This window comes from Streptomyces sp. NPDC057099, from assembly GCF_042671245.1.
In the GTDB taxonomy this organism is placed as follows: domain Bacteria; phylum Actinomycetota; class Actinomycetes; order Streptomycetales; family Streptomycetaceae; genus Streptomyces; species Streptomyces purpurascens.
The window spans coordinates 171,792-193,343 of record NZ_JBHUTX010000011.1 but is presented as its reverse complement, the minus strand read 5'-3'; the positions used below and the strand labels follow the sequence as shown (position 1 = coordinate 193,343).

Below are 21,552 nucleotides of genomic sequence, written 5' to 3'. Positions count from 1 at the left end.
GGCCTATGCCCACCCACCACCCGAAGCGGTGGGGCTGGAAGCCCGACTCGCCTCATCGGCCCCGCGCTCCACAGAAACCGAGCCCGGGGCCGAGAGCGCGTACGCCACCCCGCCCACCAGCCCCGACAGCAGAAAACCGCAGTCCACCCCGCCGGTCAGTGACGGCAGGGACACCGCCAGGACGCCCACGGTCGCTCCGGCCGCCCAGGAGAGTGTCGCCGGGATGTTCCAGCCGGAGCGGTACCAGTAGGCACCGCCCCGGGCCCGGCGGTTGAAGACCTGGAGGGCCTGCGCGTCGTACACCCCGCCGCAGCGGGCGAAGCCGATGAGGGTGATGACCGCCCACGGCGTGCCGATCGCCGTCAGCAGCAGGACGAAGGACGTCATCGCGGCCTGCGCGGTCGAGTGGTAGTGCCCCGCGAAGACGCAGGCCGTGGCCACGACGGCGACCGTGTACGTGGCCGTGGCGCGGGAGGCGCGCGGCAGGATCGCGTCCAGGTCGAGGCCCATCGAGTACAGCATCAGACCCGCGTTGCCGACCGAGCCCGCGGAGGCCGCGAGGAGCAGCGGGACGAGGTACCAGGCCGGGGCGGCGGAGACCAGCGGGCCCGCGTAGTCGAGGGCAGCCCCGGCCGCGTACGCCGTGAACGTGCCGAACAACTGCGGCACCAGCAGCCCCAGCGTCAGCCCCAGCCAGGTCGCGTGCAGCACCCGGCGCGAGGAGTGGCGGGCCGGTGAGATGTAGCGGGTGTAGTCGCCGAGCAGCGTGATGAACGCGATCGGCCCGGACAGCCCGGCCGCCACGGCCGCGAGCAGCCAGGTCGGCCAGAAGCCGCCCAGGAGATGGCCGCCGGCCTCCGGCAGCGCGGCGGTGGTGAAGCCGGGGGCGTAGGCGGCCACGCCGAGCGCCAGCAGGGCCGTCATGCCGAACGCCAGCACCCGGGACATCGCGAGCAGCACCCGGTAGCCGTACACCGCGCCCGCGACGGTGGCCGCGGCGAGCAGCCCGTAGACGACTGCGTACGACGTCCCGCCCTGCGGCAGTCCGGCCAGCCGGCCCAGCACGCCCACCATCACGTCCCCGCCGATCCACACGGTCAGCGCGGTGTAGCCGAGGGCCAGCAGCAGCCCGACCACCGAGCCGACCAGCCGGCCGCGCACCCCGAACTGGGCGCCGGAGGAGGTCGACAGGTTGGTGCCCGTGCGCAGCGAGACCAGCGCCAGCGGAGCCGTGAACACCACGCCCACCACCGTGCCGGCGACTATCGCGCTGACCGATCCCCACCAGTCCAGGCCGAAGGACGGCGGCAGCCAGCCGAAGACGATCACGCCCAGGCAGAGGTTGGAGCCGAGCAGGATCGCGACGAGGTCGCGCGGCCCGCTGGTGCGCTCCTCCTCGGGGATGGTGTCGACTCCGCGCTGTTCGATCGGCATGCTGGTCTCCCTTGGTTAGAGCGACGTTCAATGTGATGTGTGCTCCGCCTTACCGTCAACCTTTCGGCCAAGGGAATCTCATGTTTAGAGTGATGCTCTAAATGGAGGGAGTGACATGCGGCTGACCCCGACCGAACGCGACCGGCTGCTGCTCTTCGGTGCGGCCGAGCTCGCCCGCGCCCGCAGGGCCAGGGGACTGAGGCTCAACGTCCCCGAGGCGACCGCGCTCATCGCCGACACGGTGTGCGAGGCCGCTCGGGACGGCGAACGGCTCGCGGAGGCCGTCGAGGCCGCACGGTCCGTGCTCGGGCCCGACGACGTGCTGCCCGGTGTCGCCGACGTCGTCACCGAGGTGCACGTCGAGGCGGTCTTCGACGACGGCTCACGGCTCGCGGTCGTCTCCGACCCCATTGGCGGCGGATCGGGGCCGGCCGCACCGGGCGCGCTGCTGCCGGGGCCCGAGCACGCCGAGCCGGAGCCGGCCGAGCGGCTGACAGTCACCAACACCGCGACGGTGCCGGTCTCCGTCACCTCCCACTTCCACTTCTTCGAGGCGAACCCGCGGCTCGACTTCGCCCGGGAGCGGGCCTACGGGATGCGGCTCGCCGTGCCCGCCGGGTCGACCGTGCGGTTCGGGCCGGGGGAGAGCGTCGAGGTCGGGCTGGTGCCCATGGGCGGCGACCGGATCGCGATCGGCTTCGCCGGTCTGGTCGACGGGCCGCTGGACGCGCCCGGCACTCGCGAGGAGGCCCTGCGTCGCGCTGCCGCTTGCGGGTACCTGGGCGCAACGGATCTGCCCCGTGGTGTGCCGGACTCATCCGGTGGCGCACCGGACCCGGCCCACGGCGTACCGGATCCGCCCGGCGGCGTGCCGGACCTGCCCGGTGGCGTACCGGCCCCGCCCGACGACGGCGTACCGAACCCGCCCCACGGCGTACCGAACCCGCCCCACGGCGTACCGAACTCGCCCCACGGCGCACCGAACCCGTCCGATGGCATATCGGACACAGCTGATCAGGAGGCCGAGCGATGAGCCGCCCAGGAGGGCACCCCGCCGAGGCCCGCCGCCTCACCCCGTACGAGTACGCCGCCGCTCACGGCCCCCGGGCCGGTGACCGTATCCGGCTGGGGGACTCCGGCCTCACCATCGAGGTCGAGTCCGACTCCCAGCGCTACGGGGACGAGTTCCTCGCCGGGTTCGGCAAGACCGCCCGTGACGGGCTGCATCTCAAGGCCGCAGCCGTCCGGGAGACCTGTGACGTCGTCGTCAGCAACGTCGTCGTGATCGACGCGGTCCAGGGCATCCGGAAGGTCTCCATCGGGATCAGGGAGGGGCGGATCCGCTCGATCGGGCGGGCCGGGAACCCCGACACCCTCGACGGGGTCGACGTCGTCGTCGGCACCGGCACGTCGATCGTCTCCGGCGAGGGCCTCATCGCCACGGCCGGGTCCGTCGACACGCACGTGCACCTGCTGTCGCCGCGTGTCATGGAGGCCTCGCTCGCCTCCGGCGTGACCACGATCATCGGGCAGGAGTTCGGGCCAGTGTGGGGCGTCGGCGTCAACTCGCCCTGGGCGCTGCGGCACGCGTTCAACGCGTTCGACGCATGGCCGGTCAACATCGGCTTTCTGGGCCGGGGTTCGTCGTCCGACCCGGCCCCGCTGGTGGAGGCCCTCGCCGAGGGCGGCGCCTCCGGCTTCAAGGTGCACGAGGACATGGGCGCCCACACCCGCGCCCTGGACACCGCCCTGCGCGTGGCCGAGGAGCACGATGTCCAAGTAGCCCTGCACAGCGACGGATTGAACGAGTGCCTGTCCGTCGAGGACACCCTGCGCGTCCTGGAGGGGCGCACCATCCACGCCTTCCACATCGAGGGCTGCGGCGGCGGACACGTCCCGAACGTCCTGAAGATGGCGGGCGTGCCGAACGTCATCGGCTCCTCCACCAACCCCACCCTGCCCTTCGGCCGGGACGCGGTCGCCGAGCACTACGGCATGATCGTCTCCGTCCACGATCTGAAGACCGATCTGCCCGGCGACGCCGCCATGGCCCGCGACCGCATCCGCGCCGGCACCATGGGCGCCGAGGACGTCCTGCACGACCTGGGCGCGATCGGCATCACCTCGTCGGACGCGCAGGGCATGGGACGCGCGGGCGAGACGGTCCGCCGCACCTTCGCCATGGCCGGGAAGATGAAGTCCGAGTTCGGCGCCCCCGGCGACCACGACAACGAACGCGTCCTGCGCTACATGGCCAAGCTGACCATCAACCCGGCCCTCGCGCACGGCCTCGCGCACGAGGTGGGGTCGCTGGAGCCCGGCAAGCTCGCCGACATCGTGCTGTGGCGCCCGGAGTACTTCGGCGCCAAGCCGCAGCTGGTGCTGAAGTCCGGCTTCCCGGCGTACGGCGTGACCGGCGACCCGAACGCGGCGACCGACACCTGCGAACCCCTGGTGCTGGGGCCGCAGTTCGGTGCGCACGGGGCGACACCGGCCGATATCTCGGTGGCGTTCGTCGCACAGGCCGCCCTGGACCAGGGGCGCGACACGATGCCGACCCGCCGCCGCAGGGTCGCCGTGCGCGGCACCCGCGGGATCGGCCCGGCCGACCTGCGCCGCAACTCCCGTACCGGAGCGGTCGACGTCGACCAGCGCACCGGTCTGGTCACCCTCGACGGCGAGCCCCTGCGTTCGGATCCCGCCGACTCGGTCTCCCTCAACCGCCTGTACTTCCTCTAGCACCCCGGACAAGGACCCCAGATGAACAAGGCTGCCGCCGACGGCTTCCGCATGCCCGCCGAGTGGGCCCCGCACGAGCGCACCTGGATGGCCTGGCCGGGCGAGAACCCGACCTTCGCCGATCCGGGGGAGCTGGCCGCCGCCCGCGTCGCCTGGGCCGCGGTCGCCCGCGCCGTCCGCCGCTTCGAACCGGTGACGGTGGTGTGCGGGCCGGGGCAGTCGGACCAGGCGCGCACACTGCTGGGCGAGGGCATCGACACGGTCGAGCGGGACCTCGACGACGCCTGGATGCGCGACATCGGCCCGACCTTCCTGACCGACGGGAAGGGCGGACTGGCCGCCGTCGACTGGACGTTCAACGGCTGGGGCGCCCAGGAGTGGGCCCGCTGGGAGCACGACACGAAGGTGGCCGCGCATGTCGCGGACCTCGCCGGGGCACGGACGTACGCCTCGCGGCTCGTCAACGAGGGCGGGGCGATCCATGTGGACGGCGAGGGCACCGTCCTGCTGACCGAGACGGTCCAGCTCGGTCCGGAGCGCAACCCCGGCTGGACCCGGGAGCAGGTCGAGGAGGAGATCCACGCCCAGCTCGGCACCCGCAAGGCGATCTGGCTGCCGCGCGGACTGACCGGCGACTACCCGCCCCACGGTTTCGGCACCCTCGGCCACGTCGACATCGTCGCCGCCTTCGCCTGGCCGGGGGTCGTCGTGGCGCACTCCCAGCCGGACCCGGCGCACCCCGACCACGAGGTGGCCAAGGAGGTCAGCGGGCTGCTGAGGGCCCAGACGGACGCGCGCGGCCGCCGACTGGAGGTGGTGGAGGTCCCCGCGCCGACCGTCCTGGAGGCCGACGGCCACTGGGCCGACTACTCCTACATCAACCACTACCTCTGCAACGGCGGCGTGGTCCTGTGCGGCTTCGACGACCCCCGCGACGAGATCGCGGCCGGCATCTTCCGCCGGCTCTTCCCCGAGCGGACCGTGACCCTGGTGGACGCCCGTACGATCTTCGCTGGTGGTGGAGGCATCCACTGCATTACGCAGCAACAGCCGAAGATCTAGAACCCGGGAGCCGCAGATGGCCGGTGGGCGCAGGCAGGCGCCGCCCCGCGAGGACGTGCTCGCCGCCGCCATGGAGATGATCGCCGAGCGCGGTCTGGAGAAGCTCACCATGGCGGCGCTCGGCCGCGAGGTCGGGATGAGCAGCGGGCACCTGATCTACTACTTCGGCTCCAAGGACGAGCTGCTGCTGCGCACCCTGGAGTGGAGCGAGGGCCGGCTGGGCGCCGAGCGCGGACGGCTGCTGACCCGCGCCGCCGGCGCCCGCGAACGCCTCGACGCCTACGTCGACCTGTACGTCCCCGACGGCCATCGCGACCCGCACTGGACGCTGTGGCTGGAGGTCTGGAACCGCTCGCAGAACGCCGACGAGGCGGCCCGCGACCGGCAGGCCGCCATCGAGGGCGTCTGGCACCGCGACCTGGTCGCCCTGCTCGCCGAGGGCATCTCACGAGGCGAGTTCCGCCCTGTCGACCCCGACCGCTTCGCCACCCGCCTGCGGTCGCTGCTGGACGGCTTCGCCATCCATGTGGCGATCGGCCTGCGCGGCACCGACCGGGCACAAGTCCTCCAGCACGTACGGGAGTTCCTCGCGGACAGCCTCCTCGCGGACATCTGAACGCCCGCCCGCGTTGTACTCAATTCGGCGGATTGACCCCCTGGCCGGTGGTGATGTTGGCTCTGGAGGAGCCCTCGGCGCGGGGCCGGGGGAGAAGCGTCCACGGGGCCACGGGGACACCAAGGTAGGGGCCACGGGGATGCGGGAACACAGGGGGAAACAGCACATGACCAGCATCAGGAGGGCCACGTCCGTCGCGCTCGGACTGGCCCTGGCCGTCACGCTCGGCACCGCCGCCGCGCTGCCCGCGACCGCCGCGCCGGCGCCGGTGCCGCGCACCGAGAAGGCGAGCGTCGCACCGGACGGCACCGACGGCGACGCCCCCTCGGGCGGACCGAGTCTCAGCGCCGACGGCCGCCTTCTGGCCTTCGTCTCCCGCGCGGACAACCTCGTCGCCGGGGACACCGACGGCCTGGCCGACGCCTTCGTACGCGACCTCGACACCGGCACGACCCGCCTGGCGAGCGGTGGCGCGGACGGCTCCGTCGACGACGTCGCCCTGAGCGGCAACGGCCGCCATCTGGCCTTCGCCGCCACCACTGCGAGCGACGGCCGCAGCCACATCTGGGTCAAGGACCTGAAGACCGGCACCCTCCAGCGCGTCGCGGACACCGTCGCCACCGGCTACGACACCGGCAGGGAGCCCGCCATCAGCGCCGACGGCCGCTACGTCGCCTTCGTGGCCGAGCGCTCCGCATTCGGGGAGGGCGAGGACCGCTGGGGACGCGTCTACCGCGTCGACCGCACCAGCGGCGAGGCCGTCCGCATCAGCCAGGTGCCCGCGGCGACCGACCGGAAGACCGCCGCCACCCACCCGTCCATCAGCGCCGACGGCAGCCGTGTCGGCTACCAGTTCTTCGTCCCGCACCCCTCCTCGGGCGACTGGAGCGACGCCTGGGTCCGTGACGTGCCGAGCGGGAAGCTGTTCCACGCCGATCTGGCGCCGGACGGCCTGACGTCCGACGGGCAGACCGAGTTCCCGCAGATCAGCGCCGACGGCCGGTACGCGGTCTTCAACTCGCTCGACTCGCGGCTGACCCCGGGCGACACCAACCAGGGCCACAACGTCTTCGTCCGTGACCTCAGGACGGGGGACCTGCGCCGGATCGACGCCGCCGACCCGGCCGCCTTCACCGCGTTCCCCCGGCTCAGCGCCGACAGCCGGTACCTCGCCTTCGTCTCGGCCGACCCGGGCGACCCGGACCGTACGACGCGCGCGTACGTCCGTGACCTGCGCACCGGGCGCACGGTCCTGGCCAGCCCCGACGCCCAGGGCGGGCCGAACGACCAGGGCGTGTCCGCCCCGGTGATCGACCGGCACGGCCGCGCGGTCGCCTTCAGCAGCTCCTCGCCCGACCTCGTGCCCGGCGACACGTACGACACGTCCCACGTCTACGTGCGTCACCTCCGGTGACCGACCGCATCCTGAGACAACCGTGAGCGAGGCGCGGGGGCTGTGCCACACTGCCCCCGTGCTCTCGTTCGCCATGATTATTGGCAGCAGGCGCGCCGGTCCGCAGTGACCGCCACGTACGACCAGGTACGGGCGGACACCGTCGTCCTCGACCCGCGCGCAGACCTCTCGCACCCGCGAGAGGTTTTTCGCTTTTCTGGCCCACCCGAAGCCAGGAGCGAGAGCGCGAGGGAGTATGTGGGGGCGGTGGAGCCGGTCATTCCGGTACGACCGAGATCCAATCCTCAGGAGCCTTGAGACCATGACCGCAACCAGCGAACTCGACGATTCGTTCCACGTCTTCGACACCACCCTGCGCGACGGCGCCCAGCGTGAGGGCATCAACCTCACCGTCGCCGACAAGCTGGCCATCGCACGGCACCTGGACGACTTCGGCGTGGGCTTCATCGAGGGCGGCTGGCCGGGCGCGAACCCTCGGGACACCGAGTTCTTCGCCCGCGCCCAGCAGGAGATCGACTTCCGGCACGCCCAGCTCGTCGCGTTCGGCGCGACCCGCCGCGCGGGAGCGAAGGCGGCGGAGGACCCGCAGGTCAAGGCGCTGCTGGAGTCGGGCGCCGAGGTCATCACCCTGGTCGCGAAGTCCCACGACCGCCATGTCGAACTCGCCCTGCGCACCACCCTGGACGAGAACCTGGAGATGATCCGCGACACGGTGTCGTTCCTGACGGAGCAGGGCCGCCGGGTCTTCGTCGACTGCGAGCACTTCTTCGACGGCTACCGGGCGAACCCGGAGTACGCCAAGGCGGTCGTCCGCACGGCGTCGGAGGCCGGTGCGGACGTGGTGATCCTCTGCGACACCAACGGCGGCATGCTCCCCGCGCAGATCCAGGCGGTCGTCTCCACGGTCCTGGCCGACACGGGCGCCCGGCTCGGCATCCACGCCCAGGACGACACGGGCTGCGCGGTGGCGAACACGCTGGCCGCCGTCGACGCGGGTGCGACGCATGTGCAGTGCACGGCCAACGGGTACGGCGAGCGGGTGGGCAACGCGAACCTCTTCCCGGTCGTGGCGGCGCTGGAACTGAAGTACGGCAAGAAGGTCCTGCCCGACGGCCACCTGCGCGAGATGACCCGTATCTCGCACGCGATCGCCGAGGTCGTCAACCTCACCCCCTCCACGCACCAGCCCTACGTCGGTCTGTCCGCGTTCGCCCACAAGGCCGGGCTGCACGCCTCGGCCATCAAGGTCGACCCGGACCTGTACCAGCACATCGACCCCGAGCTGGTCGGCAACACCATGCGGATGCTGGTCTCCGACATGGCGGGCCGCGCGTCCATCGAGCTCAAGGGCAAGGAACTCGGCATCGACCTCGGCGGCGACCGGGAGCTGGTCGGCCGGGTCGTGGAGCGGGTGAAGGAACGCGAACTCCAGGGCTACACCTACGAGGCGGCCGACGCGAGCTTCGAACTCCTGCTGCGCACCGAGGTCCAGGGCAAGCCGCTGCGCTACTTCGAGGTCGAGTCCTGGCGGGCCATCGTCGAGGACCGGCCCGACGGGTCCCACGCCAACGAGGCCACGGTCAAGCTGTGGGCCAAGGGTGAGCGCATCGTCGCCACCGCCGAGGGCAACGGCCCGGTCAACGCCCTCGACCGCGCCCTGCGCGTCGGCCTGGAGAAGATCTACCCCCAGCTCGCCAAGCTCGAGCTCGTCGACTACAAGGTCCGCATCCTCGAAGGCAAACACGGCACCCAGTCCACGACCCGCGTCCTCATCTCCACCTCCGACGGCACGGGCGAATGGTCCACGGTCGGCGTCGCCGAAAACGTCATCGCAGCGAGCTGGCAGTCCCTGGAGGACGCGTACACGTACGGCTTGCTGCGGGCGGGGGTGACGCCGGCGGAGTAGCCGGGGCCCCGGCTGCGGGCATGCGTGCCGCTAGGGGCGGCGCCCGTCCCACAGAGAGCGGCACCCCGCTACGCCGGGTTGCGGGCCCACCCGGCGCCAGCACCGGCGCCGGGTGTCGGGAAGCAGCCAGGTAGGTCACATGGCCGAGTCGCGGGCGCGCGGTACCTGGGCCTCGCCCAGTCGCTCGCGCCCCGCCCCCCGGTCCAGCCGGAACAACCCCGCCCCGTTCGACCGCTGACCGGACGCGTGAGTGGTGGCGCGGGTCAGTTCCTCGACGCCGTCGGCCAGGTAACCCACCCAGGCCGAACCCTCGTCCTCGATGATCCGCTGCGCATCCGTCCGCAGTCGCTCGATCACCCCGAGCAGCGCGGCCTGCTCCTTGTCGCTGGGGGAGTCGGTGGCGCGCAGATACGTCTGCGCCCACTCGGACTGCGCCCTCTTGAGGATCTGCTGCAGCGCCTGCTGCGTACGGATGTAACGCGTCCAGGACGCCGAGAACCCGAAGATCCGGTCGAACAGGACACAGCCCGCCCCACCGGCCAGGAACACGAACCCCCACTCGGGCTGCAACGCCGTAGGGGCGGCCGCATGCACCAGCGGAGTCAGCGTGCCGACGATGCCCAGCAGCGCGGCCAGCGCCCGCAACGACCGCGACCACAGCGACGGCCCCCGGCGCCGCGCCAGGTACCAGCCGATCGCCGTCGTCACCTCCGCCTCGGCATGCCGGAACAGCTCCCACAACAGGTCCGCCCGAGAACGCGAACGGTCCAGCTCGGTGAGTGCGGACACCGTCATGTCCGCGGCCCTGCGTCTTCCGAACATGCCCCTGATCCGCCCTTTCCGCTGTGACCGGTGGACCGGACGGACCCGGCCCGGCCCACGGCAGTGAGCCAGAAGGCATCGTAGGCGCAGCGACCTCCCGAAATCCCCGCCCTTATCGATATCCCTTCTGTACCGTTTCAGGTAGCTTCGAACATATGAAGGCCGCACTGGTGCGTACCGTCGTACGACTGCTGATCGCGCCGGTCGCCGCCCTGGTGGCGGTGCTGGTGGTGATGACGGCCGGTGCGACGGGTGCGCACGCGGCCACCGACCTCTCGAAAGTCGCCGAGCAACTGCGCGAGAGCCCCGTCTACGTCGACCCGGCCGCCTCCGACCAGTTGGCGGCGTCGGACGCCGAGGCCCTCGCCGACAAGATCAAGGACGCGGACAAGCCCGTCTTCGTGGCGGTCCTCCCGGCCGACACCTCCACGCAGGACCTCTTCCGGAACCTCCGCACCGAGACCGGCGTCACCGGCCTGTACGGCGTCCGCGTCGGCGAGCAGTTCGACGCCCGTGCCGACAGCGCGGTGATGAGCCGCCAGGCGGTGTCCAACCTGGTCACGGCCGTGCGGGACGCGGGCGACACCAAGGCCCAGCTGAACGACTTCGTCGACGACGCCCTGCGCAGCGTGGGCGGTACGGCGCCGAGCAGCTGGAGCGACGGCTCGGAAACCGGCGTACCGGTCGGCGGCCTGATCACGTTCGGCGCCCTGGTCGCGGCCGGCGGCGCGGGCACCTACGCGGTGGTCCGGCGCAACCGGCGCCGCCACGAGGAGGAGCAGCGGGCCGCGCTGGAGAAGCTGCGTGTGGTGGTCGACGAGGACATCACCGCCTTCGGCGAGGAGCTCGACCGGCTCGACTTCCACCCCGGGGAACCCGCCGCCGACGACGCGATGCGCGCCGACTACGAGCGTGCCCTGGACTCCTACGAGCAGGCGAAGTCCCTGATGGCGGCCGCGACGAAACCGGAGGACGTCCGGCCCGTCACCCAGGCCGTGGAGGACGGCCGCTTCTCCCTGGCCCTGCTCTCGGCCCGGCGCGAGGGCGACCGGCTGCCGGAGCGCCGACCGCCCTGCTTCTTCGACCCGCGCCACGGCCCCGCGGTCGCCGACGCGAGCTGGACGCCCTCGGGCGGCACCACGCGCGACGTCCCCGTCTGCGCGGCCGACGGGACCCGGCTCGCCGAGGGCCGCGACCCGGCGATCCGCGAGGTCGACACCGACTACGGCCGCCGCCCGTACTGGGAGGCCGGCCCGGCCTACGGCCCCTGGGCCGGCGGTTACTTCGCCGGCGGCATCCTGCCCGGCCTCCTCGTCGGCACCATGCTCGGCAGCATGATGGCCGCCCCCGCCTACGCGGCCGACTACGGCTCCGGCTACGGCGACTTCGGCGGATACGAGGGCGGCGACGTCTCCGGCGCCAACTTCGACTCCGGCGACTTCGGTGGCGGCTTCGGCGGAGGAGACTTCGGCGGCGGAGGCTTCGGCGGCGGAGGGGACTTCGGCGGCGGCTTCTGACCCCGGGCCCGAGTGGTTGTGGCGGTCTCGGAACCCGGTGGGCTCTGACCGCAAGGTGGACTCGGAACCCAGCGTGTTCTGAGCGCGGTGGGCCCTGAACTCGGTGGGTTGTGACCCCGGTGATTTCTGAAGCGGTGGGCTCCGACCGTGGCGGTTCTCCGACCCGCTCCGGGTGCCCGCGGCGGGCTTGGCCGTGGCGGTCTCTCAACCTGGCGGGCTCTGAGCGCGGTGCGCCCTGAACTCGGTGGGCTGTGGCCCCGGTGCGTTCTGAACCGGTGGGCTCTGACCGAACCGGTGTCTGACCCGCTCCGGGCGCCCGGGGCGGGCTCCGGCCGTAGCGGCCTCTGTACCCGGTGGGTTCCGACCGCGGTGGGTTCTGCCCCGCCCCGGGCCCCGCAGGGGGTCCTGGCCGTGGCGGTCGCTGACCCTCGTGGGTTCTGACCGCCCCGGGCGCCCGCCTACGGCTCAGCGTCGTAGCGCCTCCCGGTCCGCGAGCCGCCGCCCCCGCCGCCACACCACCCCTGCCACGACTCCCGCGAGCGCGACCAGCAGCGCGCTCACCCACACCGGCGACCGGTACCCGAACCCGGCGCCGATCGCCGCTCCACCGGCCCAAGGGCCCAGCGCGGCGCCCACGTTGAACGCGGCCGTGGCGAAGCCCCCGGCCAGGGTCGGCGCGCCCGGGGCCGCGTACAGCACCTGGGCGATCAGTGTGGAGCCGACGCCGAAGGACAGCGCCCCCTGGGCGAAGACCAGCCCGAGGGCAAGGACCGGGTGCCCGGCCCCGATGGCCAGCAGGCACCAGCCGACGCAGGCCGCGCCGCCCCCGCCGACGAGGACCGGCACGGGACTCCGGTCGGCGAACCGCCCCGCGACGGTCACCCCCGCGAACGACCCGGCCCCGAACAGCGCGAGCACCCCCGGCACCCACGCCCTGCCCAGCCCCGTCACCTCGGTGACCAGCGGCGCGAGATAGGTGAAGGTGCAGAACGTCGCGCCGTTCACGAGGGCGCCCAGCAACAGCACGACGATCAGCCGAGGGCTGCGCAGCGACCGCAGCTCACCGCGCAGCGCGGGCGGCACGCCCTCGGCCGCACCGCCCGGCACGGACCACGCCACCGCCACCAGGGCCGGCAGCGACACCAGCGCCACGGCCCAGAACGCCGTACGCCAGCCCCACAGCCCGCCCAGCACGGCCCCGGCGGGCACCCCGGCCACACACGCCAGCGTCACCCCGCCCAGCAGCATGGATGTCGCCCGGCCCTTCGCATCCGCCGGGACCATGCCCACGGCGGCTACCAACGCGACGGCGAGGAACCCGGCGTTGGCGAGCGCCCCCACCACCCGCGTGGCGAGCAGCACCTCGAAACTGCCGGTGAGAGCACCGACGACATGGACGGCGAGAAAGACGACGAGGAACGCCAGGAGCGCGCCCCGCCGCGACCAGCGCCGCGCGAGACCCGCCACGAGCGGCGCCCCTACGACCATCCCCGCCGCGAAGGCGGAGGTCAGCGCACCCGCCGCGGGAACGGACACCCCCAGATCCCGCGCGATGTCCGGCACCAGCCCGGACAGCATGAACTCGGACGTTCCTTGCGCGAACACGGCAAGGCCCAGCAGAAGAAGAGCGAACGGCATGAGGAAACTCCGCACCCGGAAGTCGACGACGAACACGACACGTCGGTCGGCGATCCGGCGGCGGAGCGAAGAAGGGGCCTGCCTCAGCGGCCCGGCATCACAAGCAGCCACCGGAGAGCCGGTGGCCGCACTCTGGACGCCTCGGGGCTGGACACGACAGGCACGTTAGACGGATTCGGAGGACCGGGTCCACCGGTTTTCCTCCCGCTCTCCCCGGGCGCCGGTCAGGGCCGCGTTCCCCCGGCCCCCGCCACGGTGGACGATCACGACGGCCGCGAGGCAGACGGCCAGCCCGAGGGCGGTCTGGAGGCCGAACGGCTCACCGAACATGAGCGCGCCCCAGACGGCCGTGACCGGGGCCATGAGGAACATCAGGGTGTTGACCTCGGTGACGCCGGAGCGCTTGAGGATGAGCCAGTACAGCCCGTACCCGCCGAACGTGGACAGGCCCACGAGCCAGGCGACCGCGACCCAGAACGCGCCCTCGGCCGGCGGTACGGCCGCTCCGGCGCCCAGGGCCAGGACGGTGAAGAGGACGGCGCTGGTGACGCAGTGGACGGTCAGCGACACCGAGGGGGCGACCCGCGAGCGGGACCGGCTCTCCAGGAACGTCGCCGCGACCAGGGACAGCATGCCGAGCAGCGGGATGGCGTACGCCCACCAAGCCACGTCGGTCCCGGCTGCGGCGTCGGCGAGGGTGACCACGGCGACGCCGCTCAGTCCGAGGCCCAGTCCGATCCACTGCCGGCCCGAGACGTGGCTCCCGAGCAGCGGCCCCGCGAGGGCTCCGGCGACGAGGGGCTGGACGCCGTCGATCAGGGCCGTCGTGCCGCTGGAGACGCCGAGCTGGATGGCGTAGTAGACGCTCAGCAGATAGCCGCTCTGCGACAGCACGCCGATCACGGACTGCCGGGTCACGTCCCGGGCGGTGAGGCCCCGCCACGCCGACCGCGTGAGGACGGCGACGGCGATCAGGACGACGGCCAGCGGCAGGAACCGCCACATCAGGACCGTGAGCGCGGACGCGCTGCCCGCGCCGAGCTTGGCTCCGATGAACCCGGAGCTCCAGCACAGGACGAAGGCGAGGGAGAGCAGGATGTTCACGACACCACACCACTAGACAGATCGGTTTACCCGTTCGCTGTCGACTATACAGAACGGTATACTCGGGTGTCATGGGTACCACCGCCGAGAGCCCCCGCCGGATCACGATGACGCCGGCCGCCCGCCGCGCCCTGCAGGCCGCCGCGCGGCTGTTCTACGAGCGCGGCATCCACGCCGTCGGGGTCGACCTCATCGCCGCGGAGGCCGGGGTCACGAAGAAGACCCTCTACGACCGCTTCGGCTCCAAGGAGCAGATCGTCGTGGAGTACCTCGCCGACCGCGACGAGCGCTGGCGGGCCTTCCTCGGCGAGCGCCTGGACGCGGCCGGACCGGACCCGAGGGATCGGGTCCTCACGGTCTTCGACGCCTCGCGCGCATGGGCGCGGGACAGCAGCCCCAAGGGATGCAGCATGGTCAACGCCCACGCGGAGATCAGCGACCCCGCCCACCCGGCCCACCCGATCATCATCGGCCAGAAGCAGTGGATGCTCGCCCTGTTCACCGGCCTCGCCGCGGACATCGCCCCGGACGAACCGGCACGTCTGGCCCGGGCGTTGATGCTGCTGCACGAGGGCGCGCTCGTCGCCCACGGCCTCGGCATCTTCCCGGACGCCATCGAGCACGCCCGCGAACAGGCCCGCGCCCTGCTCGCGTAGCGGACGGAACCTGTCCTACTCGGTCCCTACGGTGGTGCCATGACCACCTCCGACGGCACGGCCCCGCTCACCTTCGCCACCGTGGCCGACCTGGACTCCTGGCTGACCGCCCACCCCGCCCCGTATCCCGGACTCTGGGTCAAGGTCGCCAAGAAGGGTTCGGGCATCCCCTCCGTCAGCGCCGCCGACGTCAACGACGTGGCGTTGTGCCACGGGTGGATCACCGGGCAGCGCAAGGGCCTCGACGAGTCGTACTACCTCCAGCGGATCACCCCCCGGCGCCCCGGCAGCCTCTGGTCCATGGTCAACGTCCGCCGGGTGGAGCAACTCACCGCCGCCGGTCGCATGCGCCCCGCCGGGCACGACGAGGTGACCTCCGCGAAGGCGGACGGCCGTTGGGACGCGGCCTACGCCTCCCAACAGGAGGCCGAGGTCCCCGAAGACCTCACGACGGGCCTGCAACGCAGCCCGCGAGCCGCAGCAGCCTTCGACCAACTCGGCCGAACCGACCGCTACCTCACCATGCTCCCCGTCCTCCGCGCCCGGACACCCCGGAGCCGGGCAGCCCAGGTGGCAGCGGCGATCGCGAAGCTGGAGGACGACGGGCGGGACCGATGAGCCCGACGGGGGGCGGGCCAGGGGGAGTTGCTCTGCCACTCGGGCGAGGCTCGGCATCGAGGGTGGATCGACTGGGGGTGGCCCCGCTGCTCGGGAGTGGGCCCGGCCTGGTCGGGGCAACCACCGCACCGCGCCGTACCGCCACCGGACGCGTCGACCCGACCGGCAGTCACCCCGCCGCATGACCACGGGCCCGGTGCCCAACCGCACCGGACCCGTGAGCCGTTCTGTCGTTGAGGGGCGGGTCAGAGGGTGGACGCCGCCGAGGCTATGGCGGAGGCGAACGTGGAGACCTCCGTGTAGACGCCGGGGGCCTCGGGCCGGGCGCAGCCCTCGCCCCAGCTGACGATGCCGACCTGGATAAAGGCGCCGGCGTTGTCCTTGCGGAACATGGGGCCGCCGGAGTCGCCCTGGCAGGTGTCGACGCCGCCCGCGTCGAAGCCGGCGCAGATCTCCTCGTTCGCGACGAGGCCGCTGTACAGACCGCCGTAGGCCTTGCACGCGGCGTCGCTGACGAACGGCACGGTCGCCTTCAGGAGGTAGCGCTGCTGGGAGCCGCCCTCACGGTTCGCGCCCCACCCGGCGACGGTGAAGTCACCGGTGTTGTACTGCGCGGTCGTGGCGATCTTCAGCGTCGGCAGATTGATCGGCTGGGCGAGCTTGATGAGGGCCCAGTCCTTGCCGGTGCCGTTGTAGCCGGGCGCGCGGAGCACCTTGGTGGAGCGGACCTGGACCCGGCCGCTCGTGGACTGCAGGTCGACGACCCCCGCGGTGGCGGTGATGCTGGTGTTGTTGCCCGAACTGCCCACGCAGTGCGCGGCCGTGAGCACGATCTGCTGGGTGTAGAGCGCGCCGCCGCAGCCCATGGACAGCCTGACCATGAACGGGAACTCACCCTGCGCGGCCCGCGTCCCGCCGACGACGGGCGACGGCGAGGCCTGCGCGGCGGTGACGGGCTGAAGGCTGGTGATCGCGAGCGCGGCGGCGCCGACGACCGCGCATCTCTTGAGGGCCGTGAGAAGTCTCTTCAACGTGATGCCTTCCGTGGGGGGTTGACCTGGGGAGATGTACAACCGAAGCATCCGTTTTGACGAGCGCATGTCAGCAGCAGGGGCAAAAAAACGTCCATGTGCTGGCATGGACCGGTCAAAATTCTGCTGCTGGATTATGAGAACGCCGAGAGTCCTCGCACAAGAGGCCCGATTCGGCCACGCCGCACGGAGTCGCCCGTACGGCGTGGCCGGAGGTGCAGGCGGTTCAGGAGGGTCAGGCGTTCCTGATCGCCGAGATGTCGAAGTTGAGCTTGATCTTGTCGGAGACGAGGACGCCGCCGGTCTCCAGCGCGGCGTTCCACGTCAGACCCCACTCGGAGCGCAGGATCTCCGCCTTGCCCTCGAAGCCGACGCGCTCGTTGCCGAAGGGGTCCTTCGCGGCGCCGTTGAACTCCAGCTCGATGGCGAGGGGGCGGGTCGTGCCGAGGATCGTCAGGTCACCGGTGATGCGGTAGTCGTCGCCGCCCAGGGACTCCGCCTTGGTGGAGCGGAACGTCATGGTCGGGAACTCGTCCGCCTTGAAGAAGTCCGCGCTCTTGAGGTGGCCGTCCCGGTCGGCGTTGCCCGTGTCGATGCTGTCCATCACGACGTCGAGGGAGGCCGAGGACCGCGAGGGGTCGCCGCCGTCGAGACGGAGCGTGCCCGTGAAGTCCTGGAAGCCGCCCTTGACGTTGGTGACCATGGCGTGGCGTGCGACGAAGCCGATCGTCGAGTGCGCGGGGTCGATCGTGTAGTCGCCGGTCAGGGCGGCCAGCTCCGGTCGTACGGCGCCGGACGTGGCGGTGGCGGTCTCGGTGTCCTTGCTGCTGAAGATGCTCATGGGTACGCCTCCTGCGCGTGATGTGATGCCGACTCTTGATGTTGAATCTTGAACTACATCAACGCGCACCACCGTAGACCTATTCCGGTTCAATGTTCAACATCATCGGAGGCTGTGTCGCGATACCGCCGCCTGGCGGCACCGCGCGGCCCGCAGGGGTGGTCCTGCCACGGCCGTCGCGGACGGGCCCGGCCCGTGGACCGCCAACGGAAACGGGCACGTCGGACCGGGTGAGCCGGGTCCATGAGCGGACTCCAGCACTGGCGCGGTGCACCGAAAGGGCGGTGTCCTGGGAGACGAGGTTCCGGGTTCCGTGTGGAGGGACCCGCAGGGAGACAGCCGAGACCACGGCGGACGTACAGCGCAGGGGAGACCGACCGATGACACTCACCGGCTCCGGCTCGGCCTACGACCCACCGGGCCCCGCGGCCCCTTCCCGCGTGCGCGAGCACGGGCCGGCGCGGCGTCTGGACCGGCGCGTGGCCCTCGTCACCGGGGCCTCCTCGGGCATCGGGGCGGCCACGGCACGGCGATTCGCGATGGACGGCTGGCAACTGCTCCTCAACGGACGCGACCGGCGTTGCCTGGAGCAGACGGCGTCCGGCACCTCGGCCCTCGTCCTGCCCGCCGACCTCGCCGCCCCGGGCGGTCCGCGCCTGCTGGCCCAGTCCGCGCTGCACGCGACCGGCCGGATCGACGTCCTGTTCGCCGGGGCGGGCATCGGCTGGACGGGCCCGTTCGCCGCCATGCCGCACACCGACATCGACCGGGTGCTCGCCCTGGACCTCAACGCCACGCTCCACCTCGTGCGTGAGGTGCTGCCGTCCATGATCGCGGCCGGCCGGGGCCGGGTGGTGCTGCTGGGCTCGGTCGCGGGCTGCGTGGGCGTACGGGAGGAAGCGGTGCACTCCGCCGCCAAGGCGGGCCTCGCCGCCTTCGCCGACGCGCTGCGCCAGGAACTGCGCGGCACGGGCGTGGGCGTCACCTTCGTCGTGCCCGGCCGCACCGGCCCCACCCGCCGGGACAGCCCTCGACCCGTCTCGCCCGGCAGCGTCGCCCACGAGGTCTGGGAGGCCGTACGCCAGGACCACGACGAGGCCCACACCCCCACCACCTGGCGAACCCTCCCGACCCGCATCCGCACCCTGGCCCCGATGCTCTACCGCCGCCTGCTGAACGCCTTCGGCTGACGGGCGCCGGTACGCCAGCCGCTCCTGGCCCGGCACACTGCGCCCGAGTCGGGGGCCGGTCTTCGGGCCCGTGCCCCACCCGCTTCCGGCCCTGCACCGGCGCCCGCGCTGGGGGACTGGTCTCGGGCCGGTACGCCAACCGCTCCCTGCCCACAGTTCGGCCCCCTCGCCAGCCTGCCCTCGGCGCGTGCCCCTTCCCCGGCCCCAAGCTCGACTCCCCGCTACTCCCCCGTCGTCCCCCGCCCACCGCCCGCTGCCCTGCCCCACGGCCCGCCCCGGCCGAACCACTCACCCGGCTCGGGGCGTCCGACAGCCTGCGTGGCCAGCCACCCCCACGGCGGCCCTACAGACGGCCCCTTCACCCCCCCACATCCCCTCGTTCCCCCATCCCGGTCAACCCGGTCACTCCGGCCGGATCCTCCGTTCAGGTGACCGTCTCCCCGTGGTAGGGCATGGGCATGACTCCCCAGCGTCGTGGATTCCCCCGCCGTACGGCCAAGGCCGCCGCCACCCTGTTCCGCCCCAGCCGTCGGGCCCTGCTGCTCGCGGCCGCGGCGCTGGCGGCTACCGGCGGTGCGACGCCCACGCCCCGCCGCACGGGTGCCTCCGAAGTCGAGGACCCGTGCGAAACCCTGCGCCGGCGCTGGCTCGGCATCGCCCTCGGTGACGGCTACGACCCGGCCGCGGAGCCGTACGCCTCACGGCTCGCCGAGACCGGTGAACTCGCCCGCGGTCTGCGCGCCTCCATGGCCCCGGCGGCGAACTCCCTCTGGCCCGGGCACCCCTTCGACCCGCCGGCCGGCATCACCCTCAGCTACGGGCGTCTGTGGACCATGACCCAGGCCTACGTCCAGCAGGGCACCGGCTCGACGGCCGACCCGGACCTCCTCGCCGATGTACTGCGCGGTCTCGATCACCTCTCCGCGACCGTCTACAACCCCGCCACCACCCGCTACGGCAACTGGTGGGAATGGCAGATCGGCAGCCCCCGCCTGCTCACCGACATCACGGCCGCCCTGTACGACGAACTGGGCGAAACCCGCGTGCAAGCCGCCTGCGCCGCCGTCGACCACTTCGTCCCCGACTCGGCCCTCGGCGACTACACCGGCACCTCCACCGGCGCCAACCGCGTCGACCTGTGCCGCTCCGTCGCCCTGCGCGGCATCCTCGGCCGCGACCCGGCCAAGATCTCCCTCGCCCGGGACGCGCTCTCCCCGGTCTTCCCGTACGTCACCCGGGGCGACGGCCTCTACGCCGACGGCTCCTTCGTCCAGCACACCTGGGTCGCCTACTCGGGCACCTACGGACAGGTCATGCTCGACGGCCTCGGCCGCCTCTTCGCCCTGCTCGCCGGATCCGACTGGGCGGTCACCGACCCGAACCGGCAGATCATCCTCGACAGCGTCGAGCGGGCCTACGCGCCGCTCATCCACGACGGACTGGTCATGGACAGCGTCAACGGCCGGGCCATCAGCCGCGGCTACCTCACCACCGACGACCGCAAGGTGATGCGCGGCGACCACTTCCACGGCCAGCAGCTCATCGCGGCCATCGCACTCCTCGCGGGCGCCGCGAGCCCAGCGGAACGAGACCGCTGGCACGCCCGCGTCAAGGGCTGGATCGAACGGGACACGGTCACCCCGATCCTCACCGCACCCCAGTTCGGCGTCGCCGCCCTCGCCCGGCTGCACGCCATCGCCGCCTCACCCGCCCCGGCCGCACCCGAACCCACCGGACACCACCTCTTCGCCGCCATGGACCGTGCCGTCCACCGCCGCCCCGGCTTCACCGTGAACATCGCCATGGCCAGCGACCGCATCGCCCACTACGAGTGCGGCAACGGCGAGAACCCACGCGGCTGGCACACCGGCGCGGGGATGGTCAGCTGGTGGTCCGGTACGAGCGACCAGTACACGGACTGGTTCTGGCCGACGGTGGACTGGTACCGCCTGCCGGGCACCACCGTCTCCACCAAACGCCTCGCCGACCGGGAAGGCGGCGAGTGGGGCACCGCCCGCCCGGACGCGCGCTGGGTCGGCGGCACCACCGACGGCGAGTACGCCGCGCTCGGCCAGCACCTCAAGGGCCTCGGCTCCACCCTCCAGGCCCGCAAGTCCTGGTTCTGCGTCGCGGACGCGGTGATCTGCCTGGGCGCCGGGATCAGCTGTGCCGACGGTGTCCCGGTGGAGACGATCGTCGACAACCGCAACCTCGGCGAGTCCGGCACCCAGCGCTTCGCCCAGGGCCCGAACTGGGCCCACCTGGAGGACCACGGCGGCTGGGTCCTGCTCGACGGCGACCCGAAGGCGGTCCGCGCGGACCGCACCGGCGCCTGGGCCGACATCAACACCGGCAGCACCCCGGAGCGCCGCACCCGCCGCTGGCAGACCCTCTGGCTCGACCACGGCACCGACCCCGAGGACGCCACGTACGCCTACGTCCTCATGCCCGGGGCGTCCTGCCGCGCGGTCGCCCGCCGCGCCGCCCACCCGCACTGGCTGTCGGTCCTCGCCAACGACGCGGACCGCCAGGCGGTCACCGTGCCGTCCCTCGGCTTCCTGGCCGCGAACTTCTGGCAGGCCGGCACCGCGGGCCCGCTCACCGTCTCCGCCGGCGCGAGCGTGCTGACCGTCCGCCGGGGCCGTACCGCTACCCTCTGTGCGAGCGAGCCGTCCCGCTCGGGCCGGCCGCTGGAGATCACCTGGGACCGCCCGGTCCGCCGGGTCGTCCGCGCGGACGAGACCGTCGAGGTGCTCTCGACCGGCCCTCGACTGAGACTGCGCGTCACCCCGGGGGAGGTATGCGCGACCCACCGATGTGAGGTGACTCTCGGTTGAGGTCTTTGTGTGACCCCTACAAGCGGCACACCCTCTGAGCAGTCGGATTGGCTGCACTCCACCATGGTTCTGTTCAGGGGTACCAGGAAAACACGCCGGAGACTGTGAGGAGTCGACGGCCCGCTTT

The 21,552-nt window shown here is 72.4% G+C and carries 17 protein-coding genes; 11 read left to right on the top strand and 6 right to left on the bottom strand.

What is annotated here, in order from left to right; all coding sequences use genetic code 11:
* Nucleotides 1-3 precede the first annotated feature (3 nt).
* Nucleotides 4-1,434: a cytosine permease gene (locus ACFT4A_RS17870; protein WP_382831073.1), complete on the bottom strand. Its 1,431-nt coding sequence runs from the start codon at nt 1,432-1,434 to the stop codon at nt 4-6.
* 115 nt (nt 1,435-1,549) lie between these two features.
* Between ACFT4A_RS17870 and ureA the strand changes: the two genes are divergently transcribed.
* From ureA to cimA, 6 genes are all read left to right on the top strand, one after another.
* Complete coding sequence (ureA, locus tag ACFT4A_RS17865; RefSeq protein ID WP_382831070.1) at nt 1,550-2,467, top strand: urease subunit gamma; 918 nt, start codon at nt 1,550-1,552, stop codon at nt 2,465-2,467.
* On the top strand, nt 2,464-4,173 hold the full coding sequence (locus ACFT4A_RS17860; protein ID WP_382831068.1) for an urease subunit alpha: 1,710 nt from the start codon (nt 2,464-2,466) through the stop codon (nt 4,171-4,173). Before ureA ends, ACFT4A_RS17860 begins: the two co-directional genes overlap by 4 nt.
* 21 nt (nt 4,174-4,194) lie before the next feature.
* Nucleotides 4,195-5,235 (top strand): agmatine/peptidylarginine deiminase, encoded by a 1,041-nt coding sequence (locus tag ACFT4A_RS17855; protein WP_382831066.1) that lies wholly within the window; start codon nt 4,195-4,197, stop codon nt 5,233-5,235.
* A gap of 16 nt (nt 5,236-5,251) precedes the next feature.
* Nucleotides 5,252-5,851 (top strand): TetR/AcrR family transcriptional regulator, encoded by a 600-nt coding sequence (locus ACFT4A_RS17850; protein WP_382831064.1) that lies wholly within the window; start codon nt 5,252-5,254, stop codon nt 5,849-5,851.
* Between the two features lie 166 nt (nt 5,852-6,017).
* Nucleotides 6,018-7,265: a TolB family protein gene (locus ACFT4A_RS17845; RefSeq protein ID WP_382831062.1), complete on the top strand. Its 1,248-nt coding sequence runs from the start codon at nt 6,018-6,020 to the stop codon at nt 7,263-7,265.
* A 301-nt stretch (nt 7,266-7,566) separates the two neighbouring features.
* Nucleotides 7,567-9,171 carry a citramalate synthase gene (cimA, locus tag ACFT4A_RS17840; RefSeq protein ID WP_382831059.1) on the top strand — a complete coding sequence of 535 codons (1,605 nt, stop codon included), beginning with the start codon at nt 7,567-7,569 and terminating at the stop codon, nt 9,169-9,171.
* A 135-nt stretch (nt 9,172-9,306) separates the two neighbouring features.
* Here the strand turns inward: cimA and ACFT4A_RS17835 are convergent, their stop codons facing one another.
* Nucleotides 9,307-9,966: an SLATT domain-containing protein gene (locus ACFT4A_RS17835; protein WP_382831058.1), complete on the bottom strand. Its 660-nt coding sequence runs from the start codon at nt 9,964-9,966 to the stop codon at nt 9,307-9,309.
* A 182-nt stretch (nt 9,967-10,148) separates the two neighbouring features.
* Here ACFT4A_RS17835 and ACFT4A_RS17830 point away from each other — a divergent pair, with 182 nt between their 5' ends.
* Nucleotides 10,149-11,510 carry a hypothetical protein gene (locus tag ACFT4A_RS17830; RefSeq protein ID WP_382831055.1) on the top strand — a complete coding sequence of 454 codons (1,362 nt, stop codon included), beginning with the start codon at nt 10,149-10,151 and terminating at the stop codon, nt 11,508-11,510.
* A 465-nt stretch (nt 11,511-11,975) separates the two neighbouring features.
* Here ACFT4A_RS17830 and ACFT4A_RS17825 read toward each other — a convergent pair whose 3' ends face one another.
* Together ACFT4A_RS17825 and ACFT4A_RS17820 are read right to left on the bottom strand one after the other, a co-directional pair.
* On the bottom strand, nt 11,976-13,148 hold the full coding sequence (locus ACFT4A_RS17825; protein WP_382831052.1) for a Cmx/CmrA family chloramphenicol efflux MFS transporter: 1,173 nt from the start codon (nt 13,146-13,148) through the stop codon (nt 11,976-11,978).
* 165 nt (nt 13,149-13,313) lie between these two features.
* Nucleotides 13,314-14,252 (bottom strand): DMT family transporter, encoded by a 939-nt coding sequence (locus tag ACFT4A_RS17820; protein WP_382831050.1) that lies wholly within the window; start codon nt 14,250-14,252, stop codon nt 13,314-13,316.
* 71 nt (nt 14,253-14,323) lie between these two features.
* Between ACFT4A_RS17820 and ACFT4A_RS17815 the strand changes: the two genes are divergently transcribed.
* The gene (locus ACFT4A_RS17815) at nt 14,324-14,908 is read left to right on the top strand and encodes a TetR/AcrR family transcriptional regulator (RefSeq protein ID WP_382831047.1); all 585 of its coding nucleotides are present in this window, start codon (nt 14,324-14,326) and stop codon (nt 14,906-14,908) included.
* Nucleotides 14,909-14,947: 39 nt separating this feature from the next.
* Nucleotides 14,948-15,526, top strand: a complete 579-nt coding sequence (locus ACFT4A_RS17810; RefSeq protein WP_382831044.1) for a YdeI family protein — start codon at nt 14,948-14,950, stop codon at nt 15,524-15,526.
* 245 nt (nt 15,527-15,771) lie between these two features.
* Here the strand turns inward: ACFT4A_RS17810 and ACFT4A_RS17805 are convergent, their stop codons facing one another.
* Nucleotides 15,772-16,557: a S1 family peptidase gene (locus tag ACFT4A_RS17805; RefSeq protein ID WP_382831042.1), complete on the bottom strand. Its 786-nt coding sequence runs from the start codon at nt 16,555-16,557 to the stop codon at nt 15,772-15,774.
* Between the two features lie 235 nt (nt 16,558-16,792).
* Entirely contained in the window at nt 16,793-17,398 is a 606-nt protein-coding gene (locus ACFT4A_RS17800; RefSeq protein WP_382831039.1) for a YceI family protein, read from the bottom strand.
* Between the two features lie 380 nt (nt 17,399-17,778).
* On the opposite strand from ACFT4A_RS17800, the gene ACFT4A_RS17795 reads away from it, so the two are divergent.
* Nucleotides 17,779-18,588: an SDR family NAD(P)-dependent oxidoreductase gene (locus ACFT4A_RS17795; protein ID WP_382831036.1), complete on the top strand. Its 810-nt coding sequence runs from the start codon at nt 17,779-17,781 to the stop codon at nt 18,586-18,588.
* A gap of 458 nt (nt 18,589-19,046) precedes the next feature.
* Entirely contained in the window at nt 19,047-21,425 is a 2,379-nt protein-coding gene (locus ACFT4A_RS17790) for a polysaccharide lyase 8 family protein (protein WP_382831034.1), read from the top strand.
* Nucleotides 21,426-21,552 lie beyond the last annotated feature (127 nt).

Excerpts from the sequence above, each read along its gene's own strand:
- ACFT4A_RS17860 (WP_382831068.1), top strand. The coding sequence starts at position 2,464 with ATGAGCCGCCCAGGAGGGCACCCCGCCGAGGCCCGCCGCCTCACCCCG.
- ACFT4A_RS17870 (WP_382831073.1), bottom strand. The coding sequence starts at position 1,434 with ATGCCGATCGAACAGCGCGGAGTCGACACCATCCCCGAGGAGGAGCGC.
- ACFT4A_RS17825 (WP_382831052.1), bottom strand. The coding sequence starts at position 13,148 with ATGCCGTTCGCTCTTCTTCTGCTGGGCCTTGCCGTGTTCGCGCAAGGA.
- cimA (WP_382831059.1), top strand. The coding sequence starts at position 7,567 with ATGACCGCAACCAGCGAACTCGACGATTCGTTCCACGTCTTCGACACC.
- ureA (WP_382831070.1), top strand. The coding sequence starts at position 1,550 with ATGCGGCTGACCCCGACCGAACGCGACCGGCTGCTGCTCTTCGGTGCG.
- ACFT4A_RS17835 (WP_382831058.1), bottom strand. The coding sequence starts at position 9,966 with ATGACGGTGTCCGCACTCACCGAGCTGGACCGTTCGCGTTCTCGGGCG.
- ACFT4A_RS17800 (WP_382831039.1), bottom strand. The coding sequence starts at position 17,398 with ATGAGCATCTTCAGCAGCAAGGACACCGAGACCGCCACCGCCACGTCC.
- ACFT4A_RS17850 (WP_382831064.1), top strand. The coding sequence starts at position 5,252 with ATGGCCGGTGGGCGCAGGCAGGCGCCGCCCCGCGAGGACGTGCTCGCC.
- ACFT4A_RS17810 (WP_382831044.1), top strand. The coding sequence starts at position 14,948 with ATGACCACCTCCGACGGCACGGCCCCGCTCACCTTCGCCACCGTGGCC.
- ACFT4A_RS17845 (WP_382831062.1), top strand. The coding sequence starts at position 6,018 with ATGACCAGCATCAGGAGGGCCACGTCCGTCGCGCTCGGACTGGCCCTG.
- ACFT4A_RS17830 (WP_382831055.1), top strand. The coding sequence starts at position 10,149 with ATGAAGGCCGCACTGGTGCGTACCGTCGTACGACTGCTGATCGCGCCG.
- ACFT4A_RS17855 (WP_382831066.1), top strand. The coding sequence starts at position 4,195 with ATGAACAAGGCTGCCGCCGACGGCTTCCGCATGCCCGCCGAGTGGGCC.
- ACFT4A_RS17815 (WP_382831047.1), top strand. The coding sequence starts at position 14,324 with ATGGGTACCACCGCCGAGAGCCCCCGCCGGATCACGATGACGCCGGCC.
- ACFT4A_RS17790 (WP_382831034.1), top strand. The coding sequence starts at position 19,047 with ATGACTCCCCAGCGTCGTGGATTCCCCCGCCGTACGGCCAAGGCCGCC.
- ACFT4A_RS17795 (WP_382831036.1), top strand. The coding sequence starts at position 17,779 with ATGACACTCACCGGCTCCGGCTCGGCCTACGACCCACCGGGCCCCGCG.